The sequence below is a fragment of the Desulfatitalea tepidiphila genome, assembly GCF_001293685.1.
Classification (GTDB): Bacteria; Desulfobacterota; Desulfobacteria; order Desulfobacterales; family Desulfosarcinaceae; genus Desulfatitalea; species Desulfatitalea tepidiphila.
The window spans coordinates 66,526-90,749 of sequence record NZ_BCAG01000006.1 but is presented as its reverse complement, the minus strand read 5'-3'; the positions used below and the strand labels follow the sequence as shown (position 1 = coordinate 90,749).

25 protein-coding genes are annotated in these 24,224 nt (G+C 51.2%); 16 read left to right on the top strand and 9 right to left on the bottom strand.

What is annotated here, in order from left to right; translation table 11 throughout:
- Nucleotides 1-1,152 precede the first annotated feature (1,152 nt).
- From DFT_RS20285 to DFT_RS20255, 7 genes are all read left to right on the top strand, one after another.
- Nucleotides 1,153-2,385, top strand: a complete 1,233-nt coding sequence (locus DFT_RS20285) for an ABC transporter substrate-binding protein (protein WP_076750815.1) — start codon at nucleotides 1,153-1,155, stop codon at nucleotides 2,383-2,385.
- 81 nt (nucleotides 2,386-2,466) lie between these two features.
- Nucleotides 2,467-3,345 (top strand): branched-chain amino acid ABC transporter permease, encoded by an 879-nt coding sequence (locus DFT_RS26860; protein WP_054033068.1) that lies wholly within the window; start codon nucleotides 2,467-2,469, stop codon nucleotides 3,343-3,345.
- Nucleotides 3,345-4,337: a branched-chain amino acid ABC transporter permease gene (locus DFT_RS20275; RefSeq protein WP_054033067.1), complete on the top strand. Its 993-nt coding sequence runs from the start codon at nucleotides 3,345-3,347 to the stop codon at nucleotides 4,335-4,337. Before DFT_RS26860 ends, DFT_RS20275 begins: the two co-directional genes overlap by 1 nt.
- Nucleotides 4,334-5,077 (top strand): ABC transporter ATP-binding protein, encoded by a 744-nt coding sequence (locus DFT_RS20270; RefSeq protein WP_076750814.1) that lies wholly within the window; start codon nucleotides 4,334-4,336, stop codon nucleotides 5,075-5,077. The genes DFT_RS20275 and DFT_RS20270 overlap by 4 nt, the downstream gene beginning before the upstream one ends.
- Nucleotides 5,077-5,787, top strand: coding sequence for an ABC transporter ATP-binding protein (locus DFT_RS20265; protein WP_152972098.1), 711 nt, complete (start codon nucleotides 5,077-5,079; stop codon nucleotides 5,785-5,787). Before DFT_RS20270 ends, DFT_RS20265 begins: the two co-directional genes overlap by 1 nt.
- Before the next feature lie 32 nt (nucleotides 5,788-5,819).
- A complete protein-coding gene (locus DFT_RS20260) occupies nucleotides 5,820-7,112 on the top strand; it encodes an acetyl-CoA hydrolase/transferase family protein (RefSeq protein ID WP_054033066.1) in 1,293 nt (430 codons plus the stop codon).
- Between the two features lie 57 nt (nucleotides 7,113-7,169).
- Entirely contained in the window at nucleotides 7,170-8,618 is a 1,449-nt protein-coding gene (locus tag DFT_RS20255; protein ID WP_054033065.1) for a 4-hydroxyphenylacetate 3-hydroxylase family protein, read from the top strand.
- A 12-nt stretch (nucleotides 8,619-8,630) separates the two neighbouring features.
- Here the strand turns inward: DFT_RS20255 and DFT_RS20250 are convergent, their stop codons facing one another.
- From DFT_RS20250 to DFT_RS20235, 4 genes are all read right to left on the bottom strand, one after another.
- Nucleotides 8,631-9,416 (bottom strand): enoyl-CoA hydratase/isomerase family protein, encoded by a 786-nt coding sequence (locus DFT_RS20250; protein WP_054033064.1) that lies wholly within the window; start codon nucleotides 9,414-9,416, stop codon nucleotides 8,631-8,633.
- Between the two features lie 331 nt (nucleotides 9,417-9,747).
- The gene (locus DFT_RS20245; protein ID WP_054033063.1) at nucleotides 9,748-10,995 is read right to left on the bottom strand and encodes a PAS domain S-box protein; all 1,248 of its coding nucleotides are present in this window, start codon (nucleotides 10,993-10,995) and stop codon (nucleotides 9,748-9,750) included.
- Nucleotides 10,996-11,095: 100 nt separating this feature from the next.
- Entirely contained in the window at nucleotides 11,096-11,524 is a 429-nt protein-coding gene (locus DFT_RS20240) for a hypothetical protein (protein WP_054033062.1), read from the bottom strand.
- A gap of 105 nt (nucleotides 11,525-11,629) precedes the next feature.
- Nucleotides 11,630-12,205: a DUF6538 domain-containing protein gene (locus DFT_RS20235; RefSeq protein ID WP_054033061.1), complete on the bottom strand. Its 576-nt coding sequence runs from the start codon at nucleotides 12,203-12,205 to the stop codon at nucleotides 11,630-11,632.
- Nucleotides 12,206-12,561: 356 nt separating this feature from the next.
- On the opposite strand from DFT_RS20235, the gene DFT_RS20230 reads away from it, so the two are divergent.
- Nucleotides 12,562-13,203 carry a hypothetical protein gene (locus DFT_RS20230; RefSeq protein ID WP_152972097.1) on the top strand — a complete coding sequence of 214 codons (642 nt, stop codon included), beginning with the start codon at nucleotides 12,562-12,564 and terminating at the stop codon, nucleotides 13,201-13,203.
- A gap of 221 nt (nucleotides 13,204-13,424) precedes the next feature.
- On the opposite strand, the gene DFT_RS20225 is transcribed toward DFT_RS20230, so the two are convergent.
- Genes DFT_RS20225 through DFT_RS20210 form a run of 4 tightly spaced genes read right to left on the bottom strand, consistent with a single transcriptional unit; the run spans nucleotide 13,425 to nucleotide 17,092 of the window.
- The gene (locus DFT_RS20225) at nucleotides 13,425-14,135 is read right to left on the bottom strand and encodes an ABC transporter ATP-binding protein (protein ID WP_054033059.1); all 711 of its coding nucleotides are present in this window, start codon (nucleotides 14,133-14,135) and stop codon (nucleotides 13,425-13,427) included.
- Between the two features lies 1 nt (nucleotide 14,136).
- A complete protein-coding gene (locus DFT_RS20220; protein WP_054033058.1) occupies nucleotides 14,137-15,339 on the bottom strand; it encodes an ABC transporter permease in 1,203 nt (400 codons plus the stop codon).
- Complete coding sequence (locus DFT_RS20215; RefSeq protein WP_054033057.1) at nucleotides 15,336-16,487, bottom strand: efflux RND transporter periplasmic adaptor subunit; 1,152 nt, start codon at nucleotides 16,485-16,487, stop codon at nucleotides 15,336-15,338. The genes DFT_RS20220 and DFT_RS20215 overlap by 4 nt, the downstream gene beginning before the upstream one ends.
- Entirely contained in the window at nucleotides 16,484-17,092 is a 609-nt protein-coding gene (locus tag DFT_RS20210) for a TetR/AcrR family transcriptional regulator (RefSeq protein WP_054033056.1), read from the bottom strand. Before DFT_RS20210 ends, DFT_RS20215 begins: the two co-directional genes overlap by 4 nt.
- Before the next feature lie 222 nt (nucleotides 17,093-17,314).
- On the opposite strand from DFT_RS20210, the gene DFT_RS20205 reads away from it, so the two are divergent.
- Both DFT_RS20205 and DFT_RS20200 read left to right on the top strand, forming a co-directional pair.
- On the top strand, nucleotides 17,315-17,593 hold the full coding sequence (locus DFT_RS20205) for an HU family DNA-binding protein (protein WP_054033055.1): 279 nt from the start codon (nucleotides 17,315-17,317) through the stop codon (nucleotides 17,591-17,593).
- 224 nt (nucleotides 17,594-17,817) lie between these two features.
- Nucleotides 17,818-18,852: an IS481 family transposase gene (locus DFT_RS20200; RefSeq protein WP_054033054.1), complete on the top strand. Its 1,035-nt coding sequence runs from the start codon at nucleotides 17,818-17,820 to the stop codon at nucleotides 18,850-18,852.
- A gap of 294 nt (nucleotides 18,853-19,146) precedes the next feature.
- Here DFT_RS20200 and DFT_RS27055 read toward each other — a convergent pair whose 3' ends face one another.
- Entirely contained in the window at nucleotides 19,147-19,281 is a 135-nt protein-coding gene (locus DFT_RS27055; protein WP_268750703.1) for a hypothetical protein, read from the bottom strand.
- Between the two features lie 237 nt (nucleotides 19,282-19,518).
- Between DFT_RS27055 and DFT_RS20195 the strand changes: the two genes are divergently transcribed.
- From DFT_RS20195 to DFT_RS20170, 6 genes are all read left to right on the top strand, one after another.
- Nucleotides 19,519-19,719 carry a hypothetical protein gene (locus DFT_RS20195; protein WP_054033053.1) on the top strand — a complete coding sequence of 67 codons (201 nt, stop codon included), beginning with the start codon at nucleotides 19,519-19,521 and terminating at the stop codon, nucleotides 19,717-19,719.
- A gap of 30 nt (nucleotides 19,720-19,749) precedes the next feature.
- Complete coding sequence (locus DFT_RS20190) at nucleotides 19,750-19,998, top strand: hypothetical protein (protein WP_054033052.1); 249 nt, start codon at nucleotides 19,750-19,752, stop codon at nucleotides 19,996-19,998.
- A gap of 599 nt (nucleotides 19,999-20,597) precedes the next feature.
- Nucleotides 20,598-21,257: a GntR family transcriptional regulator gene (locus DFT_RS20185; RefSeq protein ID WP_054033051.1), complete on the top strand. Its 660-nt coding sequence runs from the start codon at nucleotides 20,598-20,600 to the stop codon at nucleotides 21,255-21,257.
- 58 nt (nucleotides 21,258-21,315) lie between these two features.
- A complete protein-coding gene (locus tag DFT_RS20180; protein ID WP_054033050.1) occupies nucleotides 21,316-22,059 on the top strand; it encodes an SDR family NAD(P)-dependent oxidoreductase in 744 nt (247 codons plus the stop codon).
- Between the two features lie 16 nt (nucleotides 22,060-22,075).
- Complete coding sequence (locus tag DFT_RS20175; RefSeq protein ID WP_054033049.1) at nucleotides 22,076-22,852, top strand: SDR family NAD(P)-dependent oxidoreductase; 777 nt, start codon at nucleotides 22,076-22,078, stop codon at nucleotides 22,850-22,852.
- Between the two features lie 133 nt (nucleotides 22,853-22,985).
- Nucleotides 22,986-24,221 carry an ABC transporter substrate-binding protein gene (locus tag DFT_RS20170; protein WP_054033048.1) on the top strand — a complete coding sequence of 412 codons (1,236 nt, stop codon included), beginning with the start codon at nucleotides 22,986-22,988 and terminating at the stop codon, nucleotides 24,219-24,221.
- The last annotated feature ends 3 nt before the right edge of the window (nucleotides 24,222-24,224 follow it).

The window sequence follows — 24,224 nt, the reverse complement described above, 5'->3', positions numbered from 1 at the left end:
AGGGCGTATAGGCGCTATTTTTTTTGCAATTGGTACGGTTTTAATGCAGATCAGATAGGTTAAATCCTATCCTTGAGGTTAAGCTGCTGTCAATCACAAAACGAACGATCGTTTTTATTTTTTAGGATGGTGCTGCATACGGATTATTATACACACCCTAATAGAGCAGTTTTGAAAATACGGCCATTGAACTGTTTAGAAAATAATACCCTTATGGATCTTCAATTATGATATGGCTTAAATCAAGCACCTTTGATATTCAGACCCTCAGGAAGTGAGTTCATAAAAACAACTACACGGAGGCGGGCTATATCTGAACATAACGGCCGCATCTGGTAGGAAGATATGTCTGCTTCAACACATAAAAGTAGTATTGCATTTTCAGTGGGAAAATATAATAGGCATTGATGACCTATTGAGTGCCACCATCACAAACCGCTCTCGCCTAAACCCTCCGCGCCAACATCATGCAGATTACCGTTGCTAAAATCAAAATTGGCCCACCTATCTGTCTCGCTGAGGTGAATGGCACTGAAGTTTAATGCTCGACCGGCTCGAAGCTGGTTATCGGTGGATGGGCTTCAGGGTCTATTAGGATATCAATAACCACCAAGCCTTTTTCTTGCATGGCATTCCTCAGCGCTGGCGAGATTTGGTCCGGCGTGTGTAACCAATTTATCCTATCATTTAGGAATGACCATAGATCAGAGCTGTCAGCTGATTGTCTGTACCTCTCCAAAAAATACGCACAGAGCACTTCATGCGACACAGTCAGCCAGCCTGCCTATTTATATTCTTTTAGATGTGACTCGATCCATCCCGGAATTGATGCACTCTCCTATATGGGCACAACATCAAATCCCCTTCTCGATGCCTTCGATATCCTGAGGGACCCGTCATCTCCATCCTAATCCATACATAGTAGGCAAGGTCGCATTTTCAATCCCAAAAATATTACTTTTTTATGTAAGTTTTTATATAAGTTTTTGTTACTTTCAATCATTAATTTCCCATAATATTACAAATGATAGTAACTTTATATAATATTTAAGTAATATTGCGTAGGCATTTTAAGTTCTATATCATGTCAATCAAGCTGAAAGTTTCTGAACAAGATTCATAATTTTAATCCGTAACAGGAGGGCAAAACAAATGAAAAAGCGGTTTGTCTCGTCGGTGCTCGCGCTGATAGCAGTTCTTTGTCTAGGAGTGACAGTCCACGCGGCAGAAAAGAAGCCGATCGTGATTGGTCATATTCATTCGATGAGCGGCGCGTTGTCGATGTATGGAATAAGTTCCGAGGCAGGCGGAAGTATCGCCATTGAGGAGATCAATGCGGCTGGAGGTATCCTGGGCCGCCCCCTGAAGATGATCACCCGGGACGACAAGGCAAATCCCGAGGTAGGGTTGCGGGAAGCCAAGGATCTCGTCATAAGCGAGAATGCTGATTTTTTGACAGGTACGGTCAGCAGTGCGGTGGGGATGGCTGTGTCGAGTTTTGCAAAGAAGGAAAAAATCATTTTCATGCCGAGCAATGCACAGTCCTCCCGCATGACAGAGGATGAGTTCCATCCCTACATTTTCCGTATTGCGACCAACTCGGTGGTTTACTGGGGATATGCCCCGGCGATCGCATTGGCCAACACCAAAAAGGTTAAAAAGATAATCAGCCTCGGTTGGGAGTATGAAACCGGCAAAACCGCACTCAAGCAGTTCAAGGAAAAGTATTTGGAAATGGTGCCGGACGCGCAGATCATTGACGAACTCTGGGCGCCTCTCGGCACCACCGACTATACCGCCTATATCAACAAGATCAAGAATTCCGGGGCCGACGCTTTCTACTTGGCCGCTGTTTATGGCGGTGGAGAATTGGCGTTTACCAAACAGGCTGACTCGTTCGGTCTTTACGATCAAATGCTTGCCATTCAGCCGTGCGCCGGAGATATCGAGTCCTGGTATACCGTGACTAAAGGCGGACCCTTCCCTAAAGCGGCATTGGCCACTACCAGATATCCTTTCTGGGCGATTGACAACCCTCGCAGCAAGGTTTTTGTCGAAAAGTACAAAAACAAGGTCGGACAATATCCCTCCTACGGGGCGATGAACCATTACAACACCATTTATGCTCTTAAAGCGGGTATCGAAAAAGCCGGTGCAGTCGATACAGAAAAAATCATCAAAGCGTTAGAGGGATTGACACTGGACACGCTGATCGGGAAGGTTCAAATCCGAGCCTATGATCATCAAGCGATGATGCCCACGTGGTACGGCACCATGGACTACGCAGAAGGGCTCCCATTCCCCCATGTGGTCAAAGTCACGCCCATCGGTGAAGAAGGATACCACACGATCGAACAGATCAAAAAATTGCGAGAGAGCAAATAATCGTCGGATGCAACACGGTTGCCTGTGGATCCCGGAAATGTCGGATGTTTTCCGGGATCCGGGCAGCATGGGGGTGATTCTGTGACGTTTGTATCGTTTTTCAGTCAATTCATCAGTGGTATCAGTGTGGGGTTGGTCCTTTTCCTCATCGCCGCAGGATTGTCATTGATCTTCGGGACAATGAGGGTTTTGAATCTGGCTCACGGGACTTTTTTTATGGTGGGCAGCTTCCTGTGTTTTGCCTTTTCTTCCCTGTTTGCCAACAGCTCGGGCAGCTTCTGGTGGGCGCTTCTATTCGCTCCCATCGGGGTGGCATTGATAGGTGGAATCCTCGAAGTGCTGCTGCTACGACGCATTTACAACCAAGACATGCTCTATCAGTATATTCTGACGTTCGCGCTGATTCTCATTTTGGGCGACGGCCTGAAATATTTTTTCGGCGTATCCTTTAAGACGATTGAGGTTCCTTGGCCGTTAGGGGGTAGTGTCAGCTTCTGGGGGATGTCGTTTCCGATATACAACCTTTTCCTTATCGTTTGCGGTATCGCAATTTTCATCTTCATGCTTGCCCTGATGCGGTACACGAAGCTGGGTCGGATCGTCCGGGCGGTCACCCTGAACCGCGACATGGCCAATGCCTTGGGGATCAACGTGCCTCTGGTGTATACGGGCGTCTTCATGTTGGGCTGCTATTTGGCAGGACTCGCGGGTGCTCTGATGCCTCCCATGTCTGTCGTCGCCCTGGGGGCGGATATGCACGTCATAATCGAATGCTTCATCATCGTCGTGATCGGCGGTCTGGGAAGCCTGTCCGGTGCGTTCATTGGTGCCGTAATCCTTGGATTTTTAAATTCTTTCGGCATATTGGTGATGCCCAAGCTGGCCGTTGCGTTTCCCTTTATGCTGATGATCTTCATTTTAATCGTGCGACCGCACGGGCTGATGGGGAAACCGGAATAATGAGGGGCAAAGTGAAAAAAGATTTCCTTACGTATTTGAGCCGAGCCGATCTCTGGCTCGTTTTAGCTGGCATAGCGACGCTTCTGGTTTTGCCATCTGTTCTTTCCAAAAGCTGGGTGAGCCTGTTGATCGAGATGATGATCATGGCCTTGGCGGGCTGCTCTTTGAATCTGATTGTGGGTTATGGCGGAATGGTTTCTTTCGGACCGGCCGGCCTTTACGGTGCCGGCGCCTATACCACAGCAATTCTTTTATCGCGCTATGGGCTGCCATTTCCTTTGGCTGTGTTGGCTGCTCCGATTATGGCCGGTTTAGTCGGCGCGGTCGTCGGGTGGTTCTGCGTAAGGCGCAACGCCGTCTATTTTGCCTTGTTGACGCTTGCATTTTCTCAAATCATATGGACCGTCATTTTTCAATGGTACGATTTTACGAATGGAGACAACGGAATCATCGGTGTGCCGATTCCCGACTATGTCTCTTCCATCACCCGATCCTACTATTTCATCGTGGTCATAACATTGTTTTGTATCTTCCTGATGTGGCGGATGGTCAATTCCCCATTCGGCATCACGATCCAGTCCATCAGGGAGAACCCCTTGCGTTCGGAGTTCATCTCCGTGGCGGTCAGACGCTATCAACTTTCTCTATTTGTGGTTTCAAGTGTCTTTTTGGGCGTTTCAGGGGCGCTTTACTGCGTGTTCGCCGGCAGCGTCTTTCCGGATTACGCCCACTGGGCCAAATCCACTGACATGCTCATTGTTTGCCTTCTCGGCGGTCTCCACAGTTTTGCCGGACCGATTGTCGGCTCGATCGTCTACATTTTTTTGAGCAAGACCATCGCCAAAGGCACCACCTACTGGATGTTCTATTTAGGTATGATCATCGCTTTCCTGGTGCTTTTCATGCGAGGTGGCATTGTGGGATTTGCGAATGAAAAACTGGCTTGGATTCTGAATCGGCGCAATGGTGCCAGGAGGGGTGGTGAGCGATGATATTCGAGGCAAAATCTCTTCTGAAACGGTTTGGCGGTATCACAGCGACCAACAGGGTCAGTTTTCAGGTTCAGGAGAACGAACTGGTATCGGTCATTGGACCCAATGGGGCAGGCAAAACCACGCTGTTCAATCTGCTGACGGGACATATTGTCCCGGACTCCGGCAAGGTGTTCTTTAAAGGCAAGGACATCACCGGCGTCGCCCCCCATGCAATTTCCCGAATGGGCATTGGCCGCTCTTTTCAGCGCATCAATATATTCTCAAAATTGAGCACGTTCCAAAATATTCAAGTGGCCATACTTTCCGCTCAACACAAAAGTCATTTGTTCTTCTCCAGCTCCCGTAATATGGCCGTTCACGAAACAGAGGAAATATTGCAGAGCGTCGGTCTTCTTGAAAAGAGCTCAACCAAGGGCGGCCTGCTGTCGCATGGCGATCAGAAGCGCCTTGAAATGGGTATCGCTCTGGCCACCCGTCCATCATTGCTCCTGTTGGATGAACCGACGCAAGGCATGAGTCCCCAGGAGACGAACGAAATGACCGAACTGATCAAGAGTTTGGTCAAGGATAAGGGGCTGGCCCTTATCTTCGTCGAGCATGACATGAAAGTCGTTTTTGGCATCTCCGACAAAATCATTGTGCTGCATCAGGGCGCGGTCATTTTCAGCGGCACACCGGCAAGCGTCCGCAGCAATGAGGATGTTCAGAGGATCTATCTGGGGGAGGGGAGCAACTGATGCTGCTGGAAATTAATGAAATCAACACCTTTTACGATCTCAGTCACATCCTGTTCGACGTGTCCCTCCAGGTTGCCGAAGGGGAAACCGTCTGCCTTCTGGGGCGCAACGGGGTGGGCAAGACAACCACCTTTCGCAGCATTATGGGGCTTGCGGCCCCGCTTTCGGGGAGCATAAAGTTCACCGGCAAGGAGATAACGCAAAAGCCACCATTCAGGATCGCGCGTATGGGCGTTGGGTTTGTACCTGAGGATCGTGAAATTTTTTCGAATTTAACCGTGCGGGAAAATTTGGAGATCGCGATCAAGGCCAGCCCCAACGGCTCAAAGGCCATCCCCTGGACGCTGGAGAAGGTGCACCGCCTGTTTCCAATTCTGGAAGAGCGCAGCACCCAGTGGGCCGGATTTCTATCGGGCGGTGAACAGCAGATGCTCACCATCGCCCGTACCCTGATGGGGAACCCTCTTTTGCTGCTCCTGGACGAGCCCTCTGAGGGCCTTGCCCCCATGGTGACCAAGATGATTGAAAGACAAATCGTAGCACTCAAAAAAGAGGGTTTGACGATTCTACTTTCTGAACAGAACGCCAGTTTTGCGCTCAACGTTTCCGACCGTGCCTATATTTTAGAGAAGGGCCATGTTCTCTGGCAGGGGGCCGTTTCCGAATTGAAAAACAGGTCGGATATCATGAAAACCTACCTCGGTGTTTAAATCAATCAATTAGCGTTTAAAAGGAACCATTCATGGACTGGAATGCCTATATCAAGGAACGCTCGATCTCTGTTGATGAAGCCGCCGGATTGATAAAATCCGGAGACAGAATTATTTCCGGGACGGGCGGAGGAACTCCTGAAGCGGTCTACGATGCCATCGTCCAAAGAGCCGCTGAACTTCACAATGTCGAAATTGTGCACATGGTTTCGTACGGAAAGGGATTGTACTGCCTTCCCGAATATGAGAACTCCTTTCGTCACAATGCCATGTTCGCCGGCCCCAAACAACGGGCGGCCATTCAACAAGGCCGAGCGGATTTTACGGCCGCATTTCTCAGCGATTACCCCAAGTTAATACGTAAAGGCGTACTTCCCATTGATGTGGCCCTGATGACGGTATCCCCGCCCGATAAAGTGGGAAATGTCAGCCTCGGCATTTCCGTCGACTATTCACTTGAAGCCGCATTGAACGCTAAAAAGGTGATCGTTGAAGTGTCGCCGCTCATGCCGAAAACATACGGAAACACTTTCATCCACGTTACCCAGATTGACCACTTTATTCTCAGCAACCGTCCGATGTTGCCGCTGCCCGCCAACAACATTGGAGTGGTAGAAAAAACCATTGCCGCAAACGTCGCCGACCTGATTCAGGATGGCGATTGTCTGCAACTCGGATTCGGACAGATTCCGGATGCCATACTGCAATTCATCGAAGGCAAGCAGGACCTGGGCATCCATTCAGAAATGATCTCTGATGGCGTCATGAAATTGGTGGAAAAAGGAATCGTTACCTGCCGCAGAAAAAATTTTCATCGCGGGAAAATGATTTTTACTTTCGCTTTGGGGAGCGCTGATCTGTATGAATGGATGAACGAAAACTCGATGATCGAAATGCATCCGGTTGACTACACCAACAACCCTTGCATCATTGGGAAAAATGACAACATGCTGTCGGTAAATTCAGCCCTTGCAGTCGATCTCCTCGGGCAAATCGCCGCGGACGCCATCGGCCCAATGCAGTTCAGCGGCGTTGGCGGCCAAGTTGATTTTGTGCGCGGATGCAGAATTTCAACCGGTGGCCGGAGCATTATAGCGATGCCGGCAACTGCGGCTTCCGGCACCAAATCCAGAATTGTCGCCGCTTTTGAAAAGGGCCAGGCCATTACGACCACTCGCGCCGAAGTGGATTACATCGTTACCGAATACGGTGTTGCCAATATTTGGGGCCGCAAGCTCAGTGAGCGCGTAGCAGCGCTGACCGCTATTGCCGCACCGCAATTCAGAGAAGATCTGCGTCGTGAATTCAGCGCAATCTACCGGTAACATAGCGAGGTATTCTAAGGCCTTGCCCGTATAACTGACAAAAGGAGCGAAAAAACCATGATGACAGCGGGGCAGTACGAGCAGAGCCTCAAACGTTTAAATCTGAAAGTCTACATGTTCGGCAAGCGCGTCGATAATGTGGTGGACGATCCGATCATTCGTCCCTCCATGAATGCCGTGGCCAAGACCTACGAAATGGCCATGCGGCCCGAGTACGAAGATATCATGACCGCCACGTCGCACATCACCGGCCAGCGGATCAACCGTTTTACCCATATCCACCAGAACATCGACGACCTGGTGAAAAAGAGCAAGATGGGCCGCCTGCTGGGACGGGCCACGGGTTGCTGCTTTCAGCGCTGCGTGGGCATGGACGCGCTCAACGCCTTGTCCATCGTCACCTACGACATCGACCAGAAGCACGGGACCTCCTATTGCAAGCGCTTCATCGACTATCTGACCTATGTGCAGGAAAACGATCTGACCTGCGACGGCGCCATGACCGACCCCAAAGGCAATCGCGGCCTGCCGCCCCACAAGCAGACCGACCCCGACATGTTTCTGCACGTGGTCGAGGAGCGTGCCGACGGCATCGTGGTGCGCGGTGCCAAGGCCCATCAGACCGGCGCGGTCAACTCCCAGGAGGTCATTGTCATGCCCACCATCGCCATGCGCGCCGAAGACAAGGATTACGCCGTTTCGTTCGCCCTGCCCAGCGATGCCGAAGGCATCATCTATATTATGGGACGCCAGTCGTGCGACACGCGCAAATTGGAAGCCGGGCAGCTGGATCGGGGAAATCCCTTTTTCGGCGGTCACGAGGCCCTGGTGGTCTTCGACAATGTCTTTGTACCCTGGGAGCGCGTGTTCATGTACAAGGAGTATGAATTCGCCGGCAGCCTGGTGGAAAACTTCGCCGCCTATCACCGCCAGAGTTATGCCTGCAAGGTCGGGGTCGGCGACGTGCTCATCGGAGCGGCCCAGACCGTGGCCGAATATAACGGCGTCGAGCGCGCATCGCACGTCAAGGACAAGATCATCGAGATGAACCATCTCAACGAAACCCTCTATTGCGGCTGCATCTCCTGCGCCAGCGAAGGGCATAAGGAGCCGAGCGGCACCTATGCAGTAGACAAGCTCCTGGCCAACGTGCACAAGCAGAACGTCACCCGTTTTCCATACGAGATCGCCCGCCTGGCCCAGGATATCGCCGGCGGCCTGATGGTGACCATGCCGGCCGAGGATGATTTCAAGGCGCCGGCGACTGCCAAGTGGTTGGAAAAATACTATGCCGGCGATTGCGACGTGCCCACCATGAACCGCATGCGGATCCTGCGCTTGATCGAAAACCTCACCCTGGGAACGGCGGCGGTGGGCTATCTGACCGAGTCCATGCACGGGGCCGGATCGCCCCAGGCCCAGCGCATCATGATTTCCCGGTTGGTCAACCTGGCCGAAAAGAAGCGGGCGGCCCAAAAGCTCTCCGGCATCGAAGATTTTTTGTGAGGTTGATTGACGCTACCTGCCCTTAAATACGGGGATGCGTTTGTTTAAAAATGCGTTTAGCCCTTCCTTGGCGTCTTGGCTTTGACTGGCCAGCTTCTGGTATTCTGCCTCCATTTCCAAGTAGTCTGTCAATGACATTTCTGATGCTCTGTTCACGACATACTTGATAATAGATTGACTGTATGGTCCCTTGACGATACTTTCCGACAGGCACGCGACTTCTTTTTGCAGTTCTTCAGCCGGCACTACTTTATTGATAATCCCGCAGGCATATGCCTGGCTGGCATCGATTCGTTCCCCGGATAGCAAATAACCCAACGCTAATTTAGGCCCGGCCAGCCGGCTCAAAAAGAAACCGGCACCGCCATCGACGGATAGTCCGATTTTAACGAAGGGAAAGAGAAAATATGCAGTTTCAGATGCAATGATAAGGTCGCAGGCCAGAACGATACCTGCGCTGGCGCCGGCGCACGGCCCATTCACCGCAGCGATGACAATTTGGGGAATGCGTCTGATCGTTTCAATGATTGGATTGAGTTTTTCCTTTATTACATCGCCCAACATAGCTGGCGCGAACGTTGTCTCACATTCCTTCTGATCGATGTGGGCGCCAGAAGAAAACGCGGCTCCTTTGCCTGTCAAAACAACGCACCGGATTAAGGGATCGGCGCCTGCATTGCCCAGAGCCCGCTTGAGCGTTTCATAGCATTGAGGAGTCAAGCTGTTGTAACTTTCAGGGCGATTGAGGGTAATGGTGGCGACCTGATGATCGACGCGGTAACCGATTTCATTCGCCATACGATATCCTTGGGTTGGTGATGGTATTGATGATCGCGCGGCCATTGTGCCCTGGCGTGGTCAAGACAATCTATGGGTCGTTCCAGTTTCCGGTGAAGGTAATAAATATCATGGGGCAGAGGCAAAAAAAATATATATAGAGTATAATAATTATTTACAGTTATTTGTAATAAATTGGAATGGGTCAAATGAAAGATATCAAGGATCTATTACAATTATGTACCTAAAATTGTAATATATAGATAGTAGTGGGCGGGGAAACGAATGGAATTCGTTGCCAGTCATTGGGGGACAAAGTAGACGCTTTCGATGCTCGCACAGCGAGTGCTTTTCAGGCGAGATTTGAAAGGTGCGCTTTAAGATTGGCTTTTTTTCGCGTAAGGCCGAGTTTGTTTCTGAGCCTGTAACGGTGAATATCCACTGCACCCTTCGAAATGTTTAGGACCGAGGCGATCTCCTTGCTTGTTTTTCCTTCTTTTATTAGGTTGGCTATCATGATCTCTTTAGTGGTGAGACGCATGTATTTCGAGGACAGTTTCTCTGAAAAAGGTGAAATGATATCTTTAAGGTTGGATTCCAGAATACTCAAATATGCCTTGGTCCTTTCGTCTATTCTGCTATTTTTGATGGTTTCGATGTACGGCAGAACAAGTTCTTTCACATTGGACAGTATTTTCTGCTCCAGTTCTTCCCTGTCGTTTTCCCGCTGTTTAAGCAATACCCGCAGGGCGGCGTTCAATTCCTCAAGGTTTGTGGATTTTATCTTTAAGGACTTTTCAGCCTCCTTGAGTGCCGTTATGTCGGTGAGCGATGCGACGCTCTTTTTGGTGCCCGGTATCATGCTGCAAGTGACAAGGATGTTGCGGATGCGTCCGCGGCTATCGATCATGTCGTGCTCATAATTTCTGGGGGCCGCATTCGGGTCTATCCGCCGCAAGGTGTGATATTCACGGATCATGGGAATATGTTCGTGAACAACATATTCTGTCCACTGTTTTTTGCCTTCCCATTCCCCTTTGGCATAGCCGGTCAATTTCTCAAATTCTGAATTTATCAAAGAGATAGTCATATCCTCTTCGATAATGATGGTAGCTGTGCCGGTGGTTTCAAAAATGGTCCTGTAAAAATTTTCAGCCTCCTTCAGCCGTTTTTCAACAATTTTTCTTTCGGTGATGTCCATGGCATTGCTTAGAATCGCCTTTTTCCCTTCATATAGGATGGGGGTGACGGTTCCAATGAGCCAGCAAATTTCATTCCGTTTGTTAATAATCCGGTACTCGTAGGGGGTCGAGCGCTGTCCGCTGAGCATCGCCTTGGCGTTGCGCTTCGTTTCCTCCAAGTCCTCCGGGTGAATGATGCTGTCGGCTTTTTTACCGATCAGTTCCCTCCTGCTGTACCCAGTATAAGAGGCCGCCACAGAATTGAGGTAACAATATTTTCCGTCCTGAATAACATAGATGCCAGATAAGGCGTTTTCCATGCTCGCTACGGAAAGATTTTTGCTTTCGGTTCGCTCGGGGAGATTTTTCCCGAAGTTTCGATTTTTGATACGATTATTGCTGACAGTGTTTATTGCCATATTGCCCCCCTGACACCCCTACTGAAGCCCCACTGCTCCAATCCAAGCGGTCGCTTGATTGTAATTAGCTCCTATATGATTCACAATAAACCAATAAATATCATATAGGATTTAAATCGTCGAGGCGCTCAATGCCCGTGGCCTGAGAACGGCCACCGGTCTGGCGTACACTTATAGAAACCTGAGGAAGATAATACGCCGGAAGAGCTATATACCTCCACGCAAAAAACCGGGCGATGATAAAGCCATTGTCCATGCGCTGTTCAGCCGGTGCCAATCCGAGGGGCTGTCGTCCCGGCAAGCGATTGAGAAAGCCATCGCCGAGGGCGTTGTCCCGGCCGATGACACCATTGCTCGAAAGCGCTTTTACGATCGTTACCGCCGCTTCAGTGTCAAAGGTGCGATGATCGAGAACATCCCCGAGGATTTTCGCAACCGGATCGATTTTCTGGTTGCTCAAGGACTCGATGGCCCTCGGATCGCAGATGAGCTCAACCGGCTTGGCCTGAAACCTTGTCCGGGAAAGCATATCGGCCACATACCGTGCAGAAATACTGCCGTTTACCTGGCATATCGCTGCGACCGAAGCGTTACCTGGATGATCCAGCACTGAAAAAAGAGGTGATGGTCTATCCTAACCAAGTAGGATGCTTAACTCGGCCTTCAGGCGTTCCTTCTCTTCGATGAGGCGCTCAATCGTGACTCTCATCAAGGAGCGGTTGATTTCATTGTGCTGGGCAACGTCCAGGTCTTGCCCCACCTTATATCCCATCCCTGCAAGGATATCCTCCAAGGCTCCTGTAACCCATGGCGAGGCGCCAGCTTGCTGGCCGATCTTAACTGTAGCGATATCGGCGAGGAGGTGACCGAAGACATGGACCAGATCAGCGGGGGTCTCTGCTGAGGCCAACTGGCCCGAAATGTGGTTGTGAAGGGAGATTGATTTGAAAATTTCAATGATATCGTTGATATAGGTGCTGTCGAGTTTCATCTTATCGCGATTCTCCCGCAAGAAGGTGAACAGTTTCTGAGTAAGGCCCGCCATCAGCCGAGCTTGCGATTTCGCATGACCGAGATACCCTGTCTTAAGGCTGTATCGCAATTCTGTTTTTTGAACAATGGGCCGGAGGTCCGGGGGAACCTTCATTCGGAAACAGTAAGAGTAGCGATTGAGGATGATGTTAGACTTGGAGGGAATGGAATACGTCATTTCGGTCACCTCTGCCACCAAAAGTGTGTAACAAAAAGGTGTAACAGAGGATTTCGACCAAAAATGACGATTTCTGCTGAATAATCAGCATATTATCTTGATTTCGTTGGCTAAAAAAACAATGGTGGAGGCGGCGGGAGTCGAATCAAGCTCCCTAACAAAACCGCAAGTGAGTGATTCCTCGGGCTTTTCCTCTAATTTCAGCAAGATACAGCTATTTTGTGACTGGCTCAATAAATGCATTCAATGCATTATTTTCAACCAAAATGAAAAAAAGTGATCCCATAAGTGATCCCATACAAAGGACTTCGAATTCAATGACTGACAACGTTTTTAAGAGATTTGGACGTGCGCTTATGCGTATCAAAACGATGGCGTTAAAACTGTCACCCTTCCCAACCATCGACATACAAAAACTGGAGGAGTCCATTGCCAACACTATGGCAAACATCGAAAAGGCCAAAGCCGAGTATAACGCGATGGTAGATTTTATCGAGCTCACGCAGAGCACGATGCACGGTTCTGGTGCATTTTTCTGGTGTAAGGACCTATCGGGCCGATACAAATTTGCGAGTCGCGCCCTGGTCAGCAGGCTCCTTCTCCCCCAAACAGCAACTGAATGCGACGATACAGATGTCCCCCAACTTGTTCTGGGTAAAACCGACCAAGAGCTCGCGGCCGAATATAAATATTCCCATAATGGCTACAGCACTTTTCTTAAAACCTTGTCGATCGCCGATCAGCACACGCTGCAATGCCAGAAGCCTTCGTCATTCTACGAAGCGGGACTGGTGGATGGAACGCCGGTCTGGATGCGCTCCGGGCGCACGCCGGCATACGACCAGGATGGCAATTTAACTGGGATTAGCGGTTGGGGTATTGACAGTACCGAAATTTGGTGTCACTCGCTTCCCGATGTTCAAGATTGGGCCCGCAGTGGCAAGGCTGTCGAGCTTCATCCGTGTGTTTATCTAAAGACCGCCCTCCAAGGGACCTGACTCGTCAAATATGCCACCTCCCACTTGCCTGGAAGAAGCCAACGATATCGATCAGCCGTTTGGTCCGTCTATCTATCAAATCGGGTTTTGTCTCCTGGTGATATGGTTGCACAAGGAGCAGGTCCGCACGCGATGGCCGGCCGCGCCGTTTTTTCACCGAAGCCAAATACTGCGAGAGACCGCATGCGCGGTGGCGAGAGCTGTAAGCCTTTCCACACTCCTTATTCAAAACCCCGACCCTCGCCCTTTTCCTCATAGGTCACCCCGTCGCGGATGTGATAGATGCGTTTGAAGGTCGGGATGATTTTTTCATCGTGGGTGACGACGATGATGGCGGTCTCGAACTTCTGAGCCATGTCGTTTAATATCCGGATCACCGCAAGGGCGCGTTGACTATCCAGCGGAGCGGTCGGCTCGTCGGCCAGGATCACCGGAGGCTGATTGACCAGGCCCCGGGCAATCGCCACCCGTTGCTGCTCTCCGCCGGACAGTTGCGCGGGCATGGCCCTGGCCCGGTGATGCACATCAAGTGCCCTTAGAAGGTCGATCGCACGGCTGCGTGCATCGGGGTTGGATTTTCCGGCCAGCATCGATGGCAACGCGACGTTGTCGGTGACATCGAGGAAGGGAATGAGATAGGGCGCCTGGAATACGAATCCGATCCGGTCGCGACGCAGGGCGCGAATGTCTCGGACCTTCCAGGCGTCGTCATAGATAAGCTCGTCGCCCAGGGCCATCTGCCCGGCGGTCGGTTCGATCACCGCCCCCAAACATTTGAGCAGCGTACTTTTGCCCGACCCCGACGGCCCGATGAGTCCCACCACCTCGCCAGGGCCGACGCTCATATCCACGGTTTTCAAGGCATCCACTGCGGTGTCGCCACTGCCATAACGCTTTTTCAACCCCTTTATGAGAATACCTTTATGCGTCATGTCAGCCTCCGATGGCCTCGGCGGGATCCACCTTGAGGGCGGCATGGATGGCCACGATACTCGACAGGATGCAGATGGCGACCACCGCCGCAACACCGGCGACCGAATCTTGGGGCACAAGCAGGACATGTTTGGGAAAATAGGGCGCTCCGAATGTGGCCGAGATTTTGCCGACCACAAATCCGATCGTGCCCAGGGCGATCGCCTGCTTGAGGATCATGGCGGCGATGGTTCGATTCCTGGTCCCGATCAGCTTCAACACGGCGATCTCGCGGATTTTGCCGATGGTCAGGGTATAGATAATAAACGCCACGATTGCGGCGCTCACCACCGCCAGGATCACTAAAAACATGCCGATTTGTTTGGCCGAGGTGGCGATCAGCTTGCCGACCAGGATGGCTTCCATCTGGGCACGGGTGTACACCGTGAGGCGCTGCCACCTGCGGATGGCCTGGGCCACATCCTCGGGGGCATGGGTACGAGCGACCTGCACCAGGACCGCGTTGACATAGGGACTGCTGGTTTGGGACGCGATCACCGCCTCGAGCACGCCGGGCGTCCCCGGGTTGTTGAACACCGGGTTTTCCGACGTGCGGCGGCGCTGCTGCCAGATGGCATCGTTGTCCTTGAGAAATTGGGCCTCTTGCGCGTCTTTTAAGGGAATAAATACCATGGGGTCTCCGTTGGATGAGACCATTCGGCGGGTCAATCCGACCACGGTGTAAATGTTGCGGCGTATCTTCAATCGGTCCCCGAGTTTGAAACCGGTGGCCATATCGGCCACGGCCTCATAGTGGCCGCGTGTGATCTGGCGGCCGCCGACCAGATAGGGGGGCCAACCAGGCGTTCCAGGCCCGTCCGCGCCGATACCGGTCACCATGGCCCGCACATCGCGCTCGCCATGGCGGACCTGCATGGTCAGGTAGGTGACGTTGGCCGCGTTGGCCACGCCCGGAATGCCGCGGATGCTGCGCCACAGATCGTCGTAGACGCTCGACGATTCGGCGTACGGACCAAGGGTGTCCTTTTGAACCACCCAGAGGTCCGCCCCGCTGTTGTCGAGCAGCACCTTGGCATCGTCCACCATCCCGCGATAGACGCCGGCCATGATCAGCGTCACGCCGATGAGCAGACCCAACCCCACACCGGTGAAGACGAATTTTCCCCAGGCATGCAGAATATCTCGTCCTGCCAGACTGATCATGGCGCCACCCCCGGCAATCGTTCCACGACGTGAATCCGGCTGTGCCCGCTGATGGCGCTCTGGCTATAGGCAACGACCCTGTGACCGGGCTCGAGTCCTTTTCGAACCAATACCCGCCCGTCCAGATCCGAGGCTACCGATTCAATGGGTTTAAAAGCCGGTCCGCCATCGGTGACCTGCCACACCCCCAGTCGGCCATCGATGCGCTGGATGGCGGCATTCGGTATAACCGGCCCCGACGGTTGGGCCGGCAGCTCGACGGTCACTTCGGCCAGTTCACCAATCGGCGGCAGAGGATCGGGCAGATGCTCAAAGACCACCTTGGCCAGAATTTCCTCGGTCACCGCATCGGCCAACGGCTCCACCCGAAGCACGCGTCCTGTGCTTGAGACGCCCGCCCGGGATCGCAACACAATCTGTGCCGGCAGACCGGCTGCAAGCCCCTGCGCACGGATCTGGTCAAAGCGGACATCGATCCACAACGAGTCCGGATCGATCAGTTCCACCACGGCCTGACCGGCCACCACGGTGGTGCCCGGGTCGACATCGCGGGCGACGATGAGGCCGTCGACCGGAGCGATCAGCAGCAGGTGCCGACGCTGTGCCGCAAGGCCCTCACGTTCGGCTCGCGCGCGAGACAACGCCTCTTGTGCAGCAGCGAGGGCGGCCTGGGCGACCTGCAGTTCCTGATGCTTGGCAGCGGCCGTCTCTTCACTGGTGGCGCGGCCTTTCAGCAACAGGTGATAGCGCTGGGCCTGGGATTGGGCATAGTCCTTGCGCGCCTGGACCTCGCGTAACTGGGCAAGCACCTCTTTTATGGCGGCATCCTGGGCCGCGATGCGCTCATCGAGATCCACAGGGTCCATTTCGCCGATCACCTGCCCGGCCCGGACGCGGTCTCCCACATCAAAGGCTACTTGCTTCAGGCGGCCGGCAAAGGTTGGGCCGATCTTGTAGGTATAGCGCGCCTCGACCGTGCCGATACCGAACAGTGCCGGCGACAGGCTCATGTTTTCAACGGTGGCCAGGACCACGGGCACCGGGGCGAGCGGCCCCGAGCTGAACGCGACGTAAATAAACAGGGCAAAAAGCGGGACCAGTATGGCCATCAAGGTCAAGGTACGCTTTTGAAAAGGCAGTCGTTTCATGATGCGCTCCGGATTCCCCGCAGGTAAATGGCAAAAACTCTGTGGGCATCGCGCCGGATGCGGTCGATGTCTCCGGCCAGCAGCGACTGCATCACCAATCCCTGGATCGTGCCGATGAACAGGGTGGCTGCTGCATCGAAATCCAGACCGGCATCGAGTTCACCGCACGCCTTGCCCTGTTGGAACAACCGGTCCAGACGCTCGCCGTAACGGCGGACGAGCGTTTGCGCCATGCGCTTGGCGCCGGTTTCCGCTGCGTGCTGTAATTCACCGAACAACAGTCGGGGGATGCCCGGGTGCTCGGCAATAAAGTCCACATGAGCCATAAACATGCGTTCAAGGGCCGCGAGCGGTGATGAAGCAGCCTGCACCGCGGTTTCGATCCGCGACATCAACCGGTCGGCCACCCACTCCATGACGGCTTGAAGGATGGCATCTTTATTGGGAAAGTGCCGGAACAAGGCCCCCTGGGTCAGGCCCATGCGTTTGGCGATGGCCGCCGTGGTAATTCCGTGCGGATTCTGTTCGCCCGCCAGCTCGACGACGGCCTCTATGGTCACTACCCGGCGTTCCTCTGCCGGCAGATGCTTGATCGGTGTATCCATGTGTGCCTCCGTTAAAGATAGTAATTAATTACTATCATAAACTTCGACACGGTTTTGTCAACATGAAAAGGCAAGAGTTTAGACGAAAGTTCGTCAATATCGAAAATTCAGATGTGTCAGCCTCAACGTGCTGCATTATTTTTCTATTTAATTCTTGACCTTTAGCTCATATGGCAATACAAACCCGGCATCTCACCATTGACCATTACCGTTGGAGCACGCATGAACAAACTCGAATTGATAACGAAGTTGGCAGAGGAGCAAGGGCTTTCCAGGGCGGAATCCAAAAACGTGGTCGACCTGTTTTTCAACCACATGTCCGACGCACTCTTCAACGGCGACCGCGTGGAGATCAGGGGGCTGTGTTCTTTCAAAGTCAAAGAGTATGACAGCTACAAGGGGCGCAACCCCAAAAGCGGGGAAATGGTCACGGTCAAGCCCAAACGCCTGCCGTTTTTCAAGGTGGGAACGGAACTGAAAGAACGCGTTGATGGTGAATAGCAGTTCCGACACTATACCTGCTGTTCGGGACCCGTACCCTAAAAATTAAGTGAATTAGCTAAGATCTTCCCGGACACTTTACCGAAAAAAAATAGTTTGGAACTCGGTGTAGGGGCGCCATAGCCGGGGGGACCATAAAATCCCCCCGGCTATGGCGGCCCGGTCGCTCTCTCGGTTATAATCGTTGTTGCCCAACAACCAACCGTAACCGAAAGGAGCCGACCATGACCGCCAAATCCAAATTAGCACAGAAACGATTAACCTTGCTACAGCTTGCCGAAAAACTGGGTAATGTATCCAAAGCATGCCAGATGCACAAAGTCTCTCGAAGCCAATTTTATGAATATAAACGATCCTTTCAGCTTCACGGCATGGACGGTCTTATCGACAAGCCGCCGATCCCGGGATCACACCCAAACGAACTGACTGATGAGCTCAAGCAAAAGATCATTGATCTGTCCATAAAACATCCAGCCTATGGCCAGCAGCGCATCGCCGACCAGCTGGCCCTTGAAGGGGTCTCGGTTTGCGCCAGCTCGGTGCGCAACCTATGGATCAAACAGGACATGGAAACACGTTACAAACGCCTGCTGCGCCTTGAACAGGTGCATGCCGAACAAGGCTTCGAATTGATCGAACAGCAGATCCGGCTGATCGAAAAGGCCAACCCATGCTTCAAAGAGCGCCATGTGGAGAGCAGTTATCCTGGTCAGTTGTTGTGCCAGGATACGTTTTACGTTGGTCGCCTAAAAGGCGTTGGCCGCATTTACCTGCAAACGGTGATCGATACCTATGGCAGCTTCGGTTTTGCCAAGCTTTACACCAGCAAACGCCCTGAAACGGCCGTGGACGTGCTCTATGACCGCGTTCTGCCCTTTTACCAACAGCACAAACTGCCCGTGGAGGCGATCCTTATCGACAACGGCACCGAGTATAAGGGCCGGCCGATGATCCACATGTATGAGATCTTTTTGGAATTCAACGACATCGATCACCGCCATACAAAAGTGGGAACCCCCAGGACCAACGGTTTTGTTGAACGGTTCAACCGCACTTTGCTCGATGAGTTTTTCAGATCCTGCTTTCGTAAAAAACTATATGGGTCAGTTACGGCATTGCAATCGGATCTGGACGAATGGCTGCATCAGTACAACTATGAGCGGCCCCATCGTGGATATCGCAATTTGGGCCGCAGACCATTTGAAACTATCGAAACCGGCAAATTGGAGCGTGAAAAATTGATGGAAAAAGCAGCTTAAACTTGTCTTCCCGAGAGGGCGATCTGTCTGGGAAGTAATTGACTTTTACAAATTAAGACATGCCTGGCACACGAAAAAAGGCAGAGCCTCAATCGAGGCCCTGCCTTTTTTTATATGCCGTTTTGATTAGCGGACTATATCTGTTTGCCTATTTGATGAAGCTCTGCCTTGAACCCTACCTGGCTAGAGTTTGCACGCTGCCACGGCCACTCGACCGTTAATGCAGTGATTGATGAAGTAGCCAAGAACTATTATCGTCAGCATGATTCCGATCATAAGGCACCTTCCTTTTACTTATCCCTGAACGTCGATTCCCATGTCACAGCCCAGATGCTCGTCAGGGTTATCGCATTTAAAATTGGCTTCACGGGTGTCCACGTGTCCCTCGCTTTTGTCGTCAAAGTAGTCTTGCATTCTATTGTCGGCCATATGTCACCTCTCCGGTTGTTTTGTATTTGTTTTTGGTTCGTGTTTCATTTGTCAATAAGATGCGGCGGCGTGGGCGTTATGCAATGCGGACCGATTGGATGGACATTGGTAGGATGAAACCACCATCATGGCGATTGAGGGCTATTTGATCCGGATTAATGGCTCAAATAATTAAATTATACCACTTTACCCGGCATACAGCCACGTGCAATCCATCAAATCCCCAAGGAGAACCAAATGACCAAAAAATCAAAAACAACGCAACAGGCCCCCGAACGAGCGCCATACCGCTTCGAAGTCGTCGACTGGAGGCTCCTCAGCCGCATCGAGATCTGTCCGACCGAGAAAAAGGACCCGACTGAAGCATCGCTTCAGGAAATAAACAAGTTACTCCTGATGTGCAAATTTATGTCCCCAGAAATAAAAGGCATAGACTAGGTCCAAATAAACCTGTTTTTAGAACCAAAAATGGAGCAAAGTCCGTATAAGCCCGAGGACGAGGCATTTCTCAGGGTTGTCGGCGGAATGCTGATAGGCGACGCCAATGTGTTAGGCCTGGGATGCCAAATTCCACCGCGCATGGCCATCCTGGTGCAAGGTGCAGTGGCTGCTGACAAGGCCAATCACGTCCTGGTCTACGGCAGCCGGCTGAAGAACCGGCACGCATTGATTTACCACATTTCTCTGTCTTCCACATTGATTTCTGATACCACGTAATGACCAACAATCGCGACAGGCGTAATCGCCTCGCAACGGTTTTGGGGGGCTGTCTCCGTCGGTGGCAAAGCTGCCGGCGGGGGCAGTATTTTTTCCAGGAGAGGAATTTTTTAGCCCTCGGGAATAATTGGGTGCCAAGCGGGGGACCGTCCCGCAATCCCTTTCGCAAACATTGCTGAGAATATTTCCAAGCTTGAAGTTCTTGGGTGAGCCTAATGGTGGTGAATGTCAGGTAAGAATATATAAGAATTCCAAGTTTATATATACTCTAAACTACCATGGGGTGATCGAAACATAGGCGGAGTATATGACGAGCCTTAAAATAAAATTGACAAGGATTGTTGAACAATGTTATTCAACATTTCAAATAGGTGGCAGGTATCTTCGTTTATATCTCCACTTCCCCCACATATACACTGCTGCCTTTACTAAAGCTCCTCTGTTTCAGATCCAATCTATATACAAACAGGGACGTTCCTGATTCAGTCAAACCCTGTAGCAAGAAGTACCACTATGGCATTTGTTTGCTATACCTTTATTGATGCTTGATGGTTCTGAATCTCTAAAATTTTCAATTTGAAAAGTCAGGAGGGTATCGCTTGGCCCAATTGGTTCGCACAAGAATCTATCAAGCCATAAGAGATCAAATCATGTTTGGCGAGTTGATGCCCGGAGAGAGACTAACTGAAAAGGAGCTTTCAGACGCTCACAGAGCGAGCCGAAACACCATTAGGGAATGCCTTAGGCAGTTAGAAGGGGAAGGGTTGCTGACCTTCGAAAACCACAAAGGCTACAGGGTCTCAAAATATTCGACCAAACAAGTCGAAGAAATTTACAATCTCAGATGGCTCCTGGAAAGTTATGCTACCCGACTGACAGCTGATAAAATCTCTACCCCCCAGATAGAAATTTTAGCAAAATTTCAAGAGGGTTGCATTAAAGCTGCATCTAAATCAGATCTTAAATCATGGTTAAATCATAATACTGCCTTTCACCGTTTTTTTTATGATAATTGCGGTAATGATAATCTTAAACTTCTGTTGGACACACTGAAGCGCCGAATCTATCGCTACCAATACATCATTCTCACGATTCCCGGTCACTTCGGAAATTATTTGAAATCACATGAAAAAATTATAGATGCATGTCGCCTTAATGATGGAAATGCTGCTGAGAAACATATGAAAACGCATCTTAATGGGGTGAAAAAGATTCTTTTGCAGCATCTTAATAATTTTCCTGCGGTGCACCCCGTATAGCAAAAGATTCTTTTTTTACTTAATTTTGCGCCTCAACACGAGGTACAGGAGTCAGTAAATGACATTATCAGGAAAAGTGGCTGTTGTGACCGGTGGTGGGAGGGGTATTGGAAAGGCCATCTGTTTGATATTCGCAAAAAAAGGTGCCGATGTAGCGGTTGCTGATATCGATTCGGCAGCAGCTGGGAAAACAGCTGAGGAAGTCACCGTATTGGGTAGGCATTCGCTTTCACTGGAGATGGATGTCACGCGAGAAGAAGCGATACACAGTGCCGTAGAAAAAGTCATCAAGGAATTTGGACGCATCGATATATGGGTCAACAATGCGGGTATTGGTAGTCGGGCCATGTTGCATGAAATGAACCCAGCCAATTGGGATCGTGTACTGAATGTCAATCTTAGAGGGGCTTTTCTCGGGACGCAAGCCGCTGCAAGAGTGATGATGAGACAAAAACATGGCCGCATTATTAACATGTCATCGAGGGCCGCCAAAGGAGGCAGTTACGGTCATTGCAGTTACGCCTCATCTAAGGCCGGGATGATTGCACTGACCAAGAGTGCGGCGCGTGAACTCGGAGCCTACAATATCACAGTCAATGCGATCATGCCCGGATTCATCGCCACCGATTTAACTAAGAATTTGTCTGACAACATCACTCAGCCCGAGCAGCGCGTTCTCCAGCGTCCGGGAAGACCAGAGGACGTTGCCTATGCAGCTGCCTTTTTAGCATCTGACGAGGCGGAGTGGATCACCGGCACCAGTATCGAGGTGACCGGCGGAACTGGAATGTTTTCAGGCTGAAAGGAGCCCGTGAAAAATGAGATTTAATGGTAAATCAATAGTAATTACAGGTGGTGCTGGGGGTTTGGGCCGCGCATTTGCTTTGGGATTCGCCCAAGAAGGCGGCAACATTTTGATAGCGGACATCAATGAAGAGAGGCTGGCCCAAAACGCTTCAGAAATCAATGCGGTGGGTGGGGGCCGTTGCGAAACCGCAATATGCGATGTGACTCAGCCGCAGGAAGTCGAGGCGACGATATCGCGATCCATTGCGTGTTTCGGATCAATCGACATCCTTATTAACAATGCGGGGGGCAGCCTCGGCGTGCCTAAAGTGCCAATCGACCAGGTGGACGAACAGGATTGGGACCGTGTTGTAAATTTGAATCTTAAAGGCACCTTCTTGTGCACCCGTGCCGCTGCTGGCCACATGAAAAAAGCTGGAAGAGGAAAAATCGTCAACTTGAGCTCCATCACCGCACGCGTCGGTGGGCAGCTCACCCCTGTACATTATGTCAGTGCCAAAGGAGCAATAATCGCTTTTACCCGCCATGTGGCCCAAGAGTTAGGACCACATGGCATTAACGTTAATGCCGTGGCACCGGGTATCGTTCTAAGCGGCGAGCGCCTTGAAAAAATGTGGTACGAACGCAAAACAGAACAGGAGCGCAGTGACTATTTAAAGCAGGTTCCCCTGCGTCGACTTGGAAGCCCAGAGGAAATCGCTCAGGCGGTGCTCTATTTATCATCCCCAGCTGCCGATTTGATTACTGGCGTAACCCTTGACATCAATGGTGGACTGTTTTCGGCATAGTCAATCGGCATTCTACCAATGGACAGAACACCTTCTCTTTAGATTATAGGAATCGAAAAACAAATGTTGCACATCCACATAAACCGGAGATAGCTCCGGGTGATTTCAGCACCCTAAACTTGAGGAGGAGACCATGCAAATTTGTAAAAAGGTTTTGATCTGCGCGATAGTGGCAAGCATATTCCTGGCGCCACCGGTTCAGGCAGAGGCTGAGGACGTAATCAAATTGGGAACTATCTTCTCTCGTACGGGCGCGCTGGCAAATTTGGGATTGGACAGTTGGCGTGGAGCAGAGATGGCGCGTATCATGCAAAATAAAAAAGGTGGCCTGCTCGGAAAGCAGATCGTGTTCATCAATGGTGATGCACCTGATCCCAAAGCAGCAGTTAATGAAACTGAACGACTATGTACGGTTGAGAAAGTTCCAATCATCTTGGGCAGCTTTTCAAGCTCAATCAGTCTGGCAGCAAGTGCTAAAGCGGACCAGCACAAAGTTTTGTACTGGGAGCTCGGAGCGGTTGGAGATAAAATTACCGAGCGCGGTCTTAAGTATGTCTTTCGGACATGTCCGACCGGTTCCGACCTGGGGCGTGATCAGCTGCGTTTTGCTATTGGACAGCTTGCTGAAAAAGCCGGCAAGGATTCAAAATCGATCCGCGTCGCCAGTATCTATGAAGATTCTGCCTACGGAACTGCTTGTGCCGCTGGCATTCGAGATGAGGCCCAAAAACTCGGTATCATACTAGTCGCTGACGAAGCCTACAACCACAAAGCTACGGACTTATCTTCACTTGTCATGCGAGTGAAGGCCGCCAAGCCAGACGTGATTCTCGAATCTTCCTATGAAAATGATGGCATCATGTTTTTCCGACAGGCCCAGGAAGCTGGCCTGAAGGTTCTGCAACTCGTCGGTTCAGGCGGTGGCATGAACCTGCCCGGGTACCGCAATGCGCTGGGAGATGCTGCAGATGGATATGTTTGCAACGTGGGATATCCCGGCTATAATTTGAATCCGGCATACGCCAAGGGCATTGATGAATTAGAAAAACTATATATCGAGACCTTTGGCCAAAAGCCAAACAGCGTTTTCTCTGTAATCAACTACATGGGCACCCTGGCCCTTTGGGATGTCATAGAGCGGGCAGGCAGCCTCGATCCGGAGGATCTGGTTAAAGCTGCTAGTGAAACCAATATTTCTGCAGATCAAACATTACTGCGCTTTGGGATAAAATTCGCAGGGCCCGGCGAACCCAACATGGGTCAAAACACCCTTGCTCGTTATTTCATATCGCAGTGGCAAAACGGGGCGTTGTGGATCGTTAGTCCTCAGGAAGCAGCTTCACCCGGACATAATCTCCAGCTAAAATAAAGA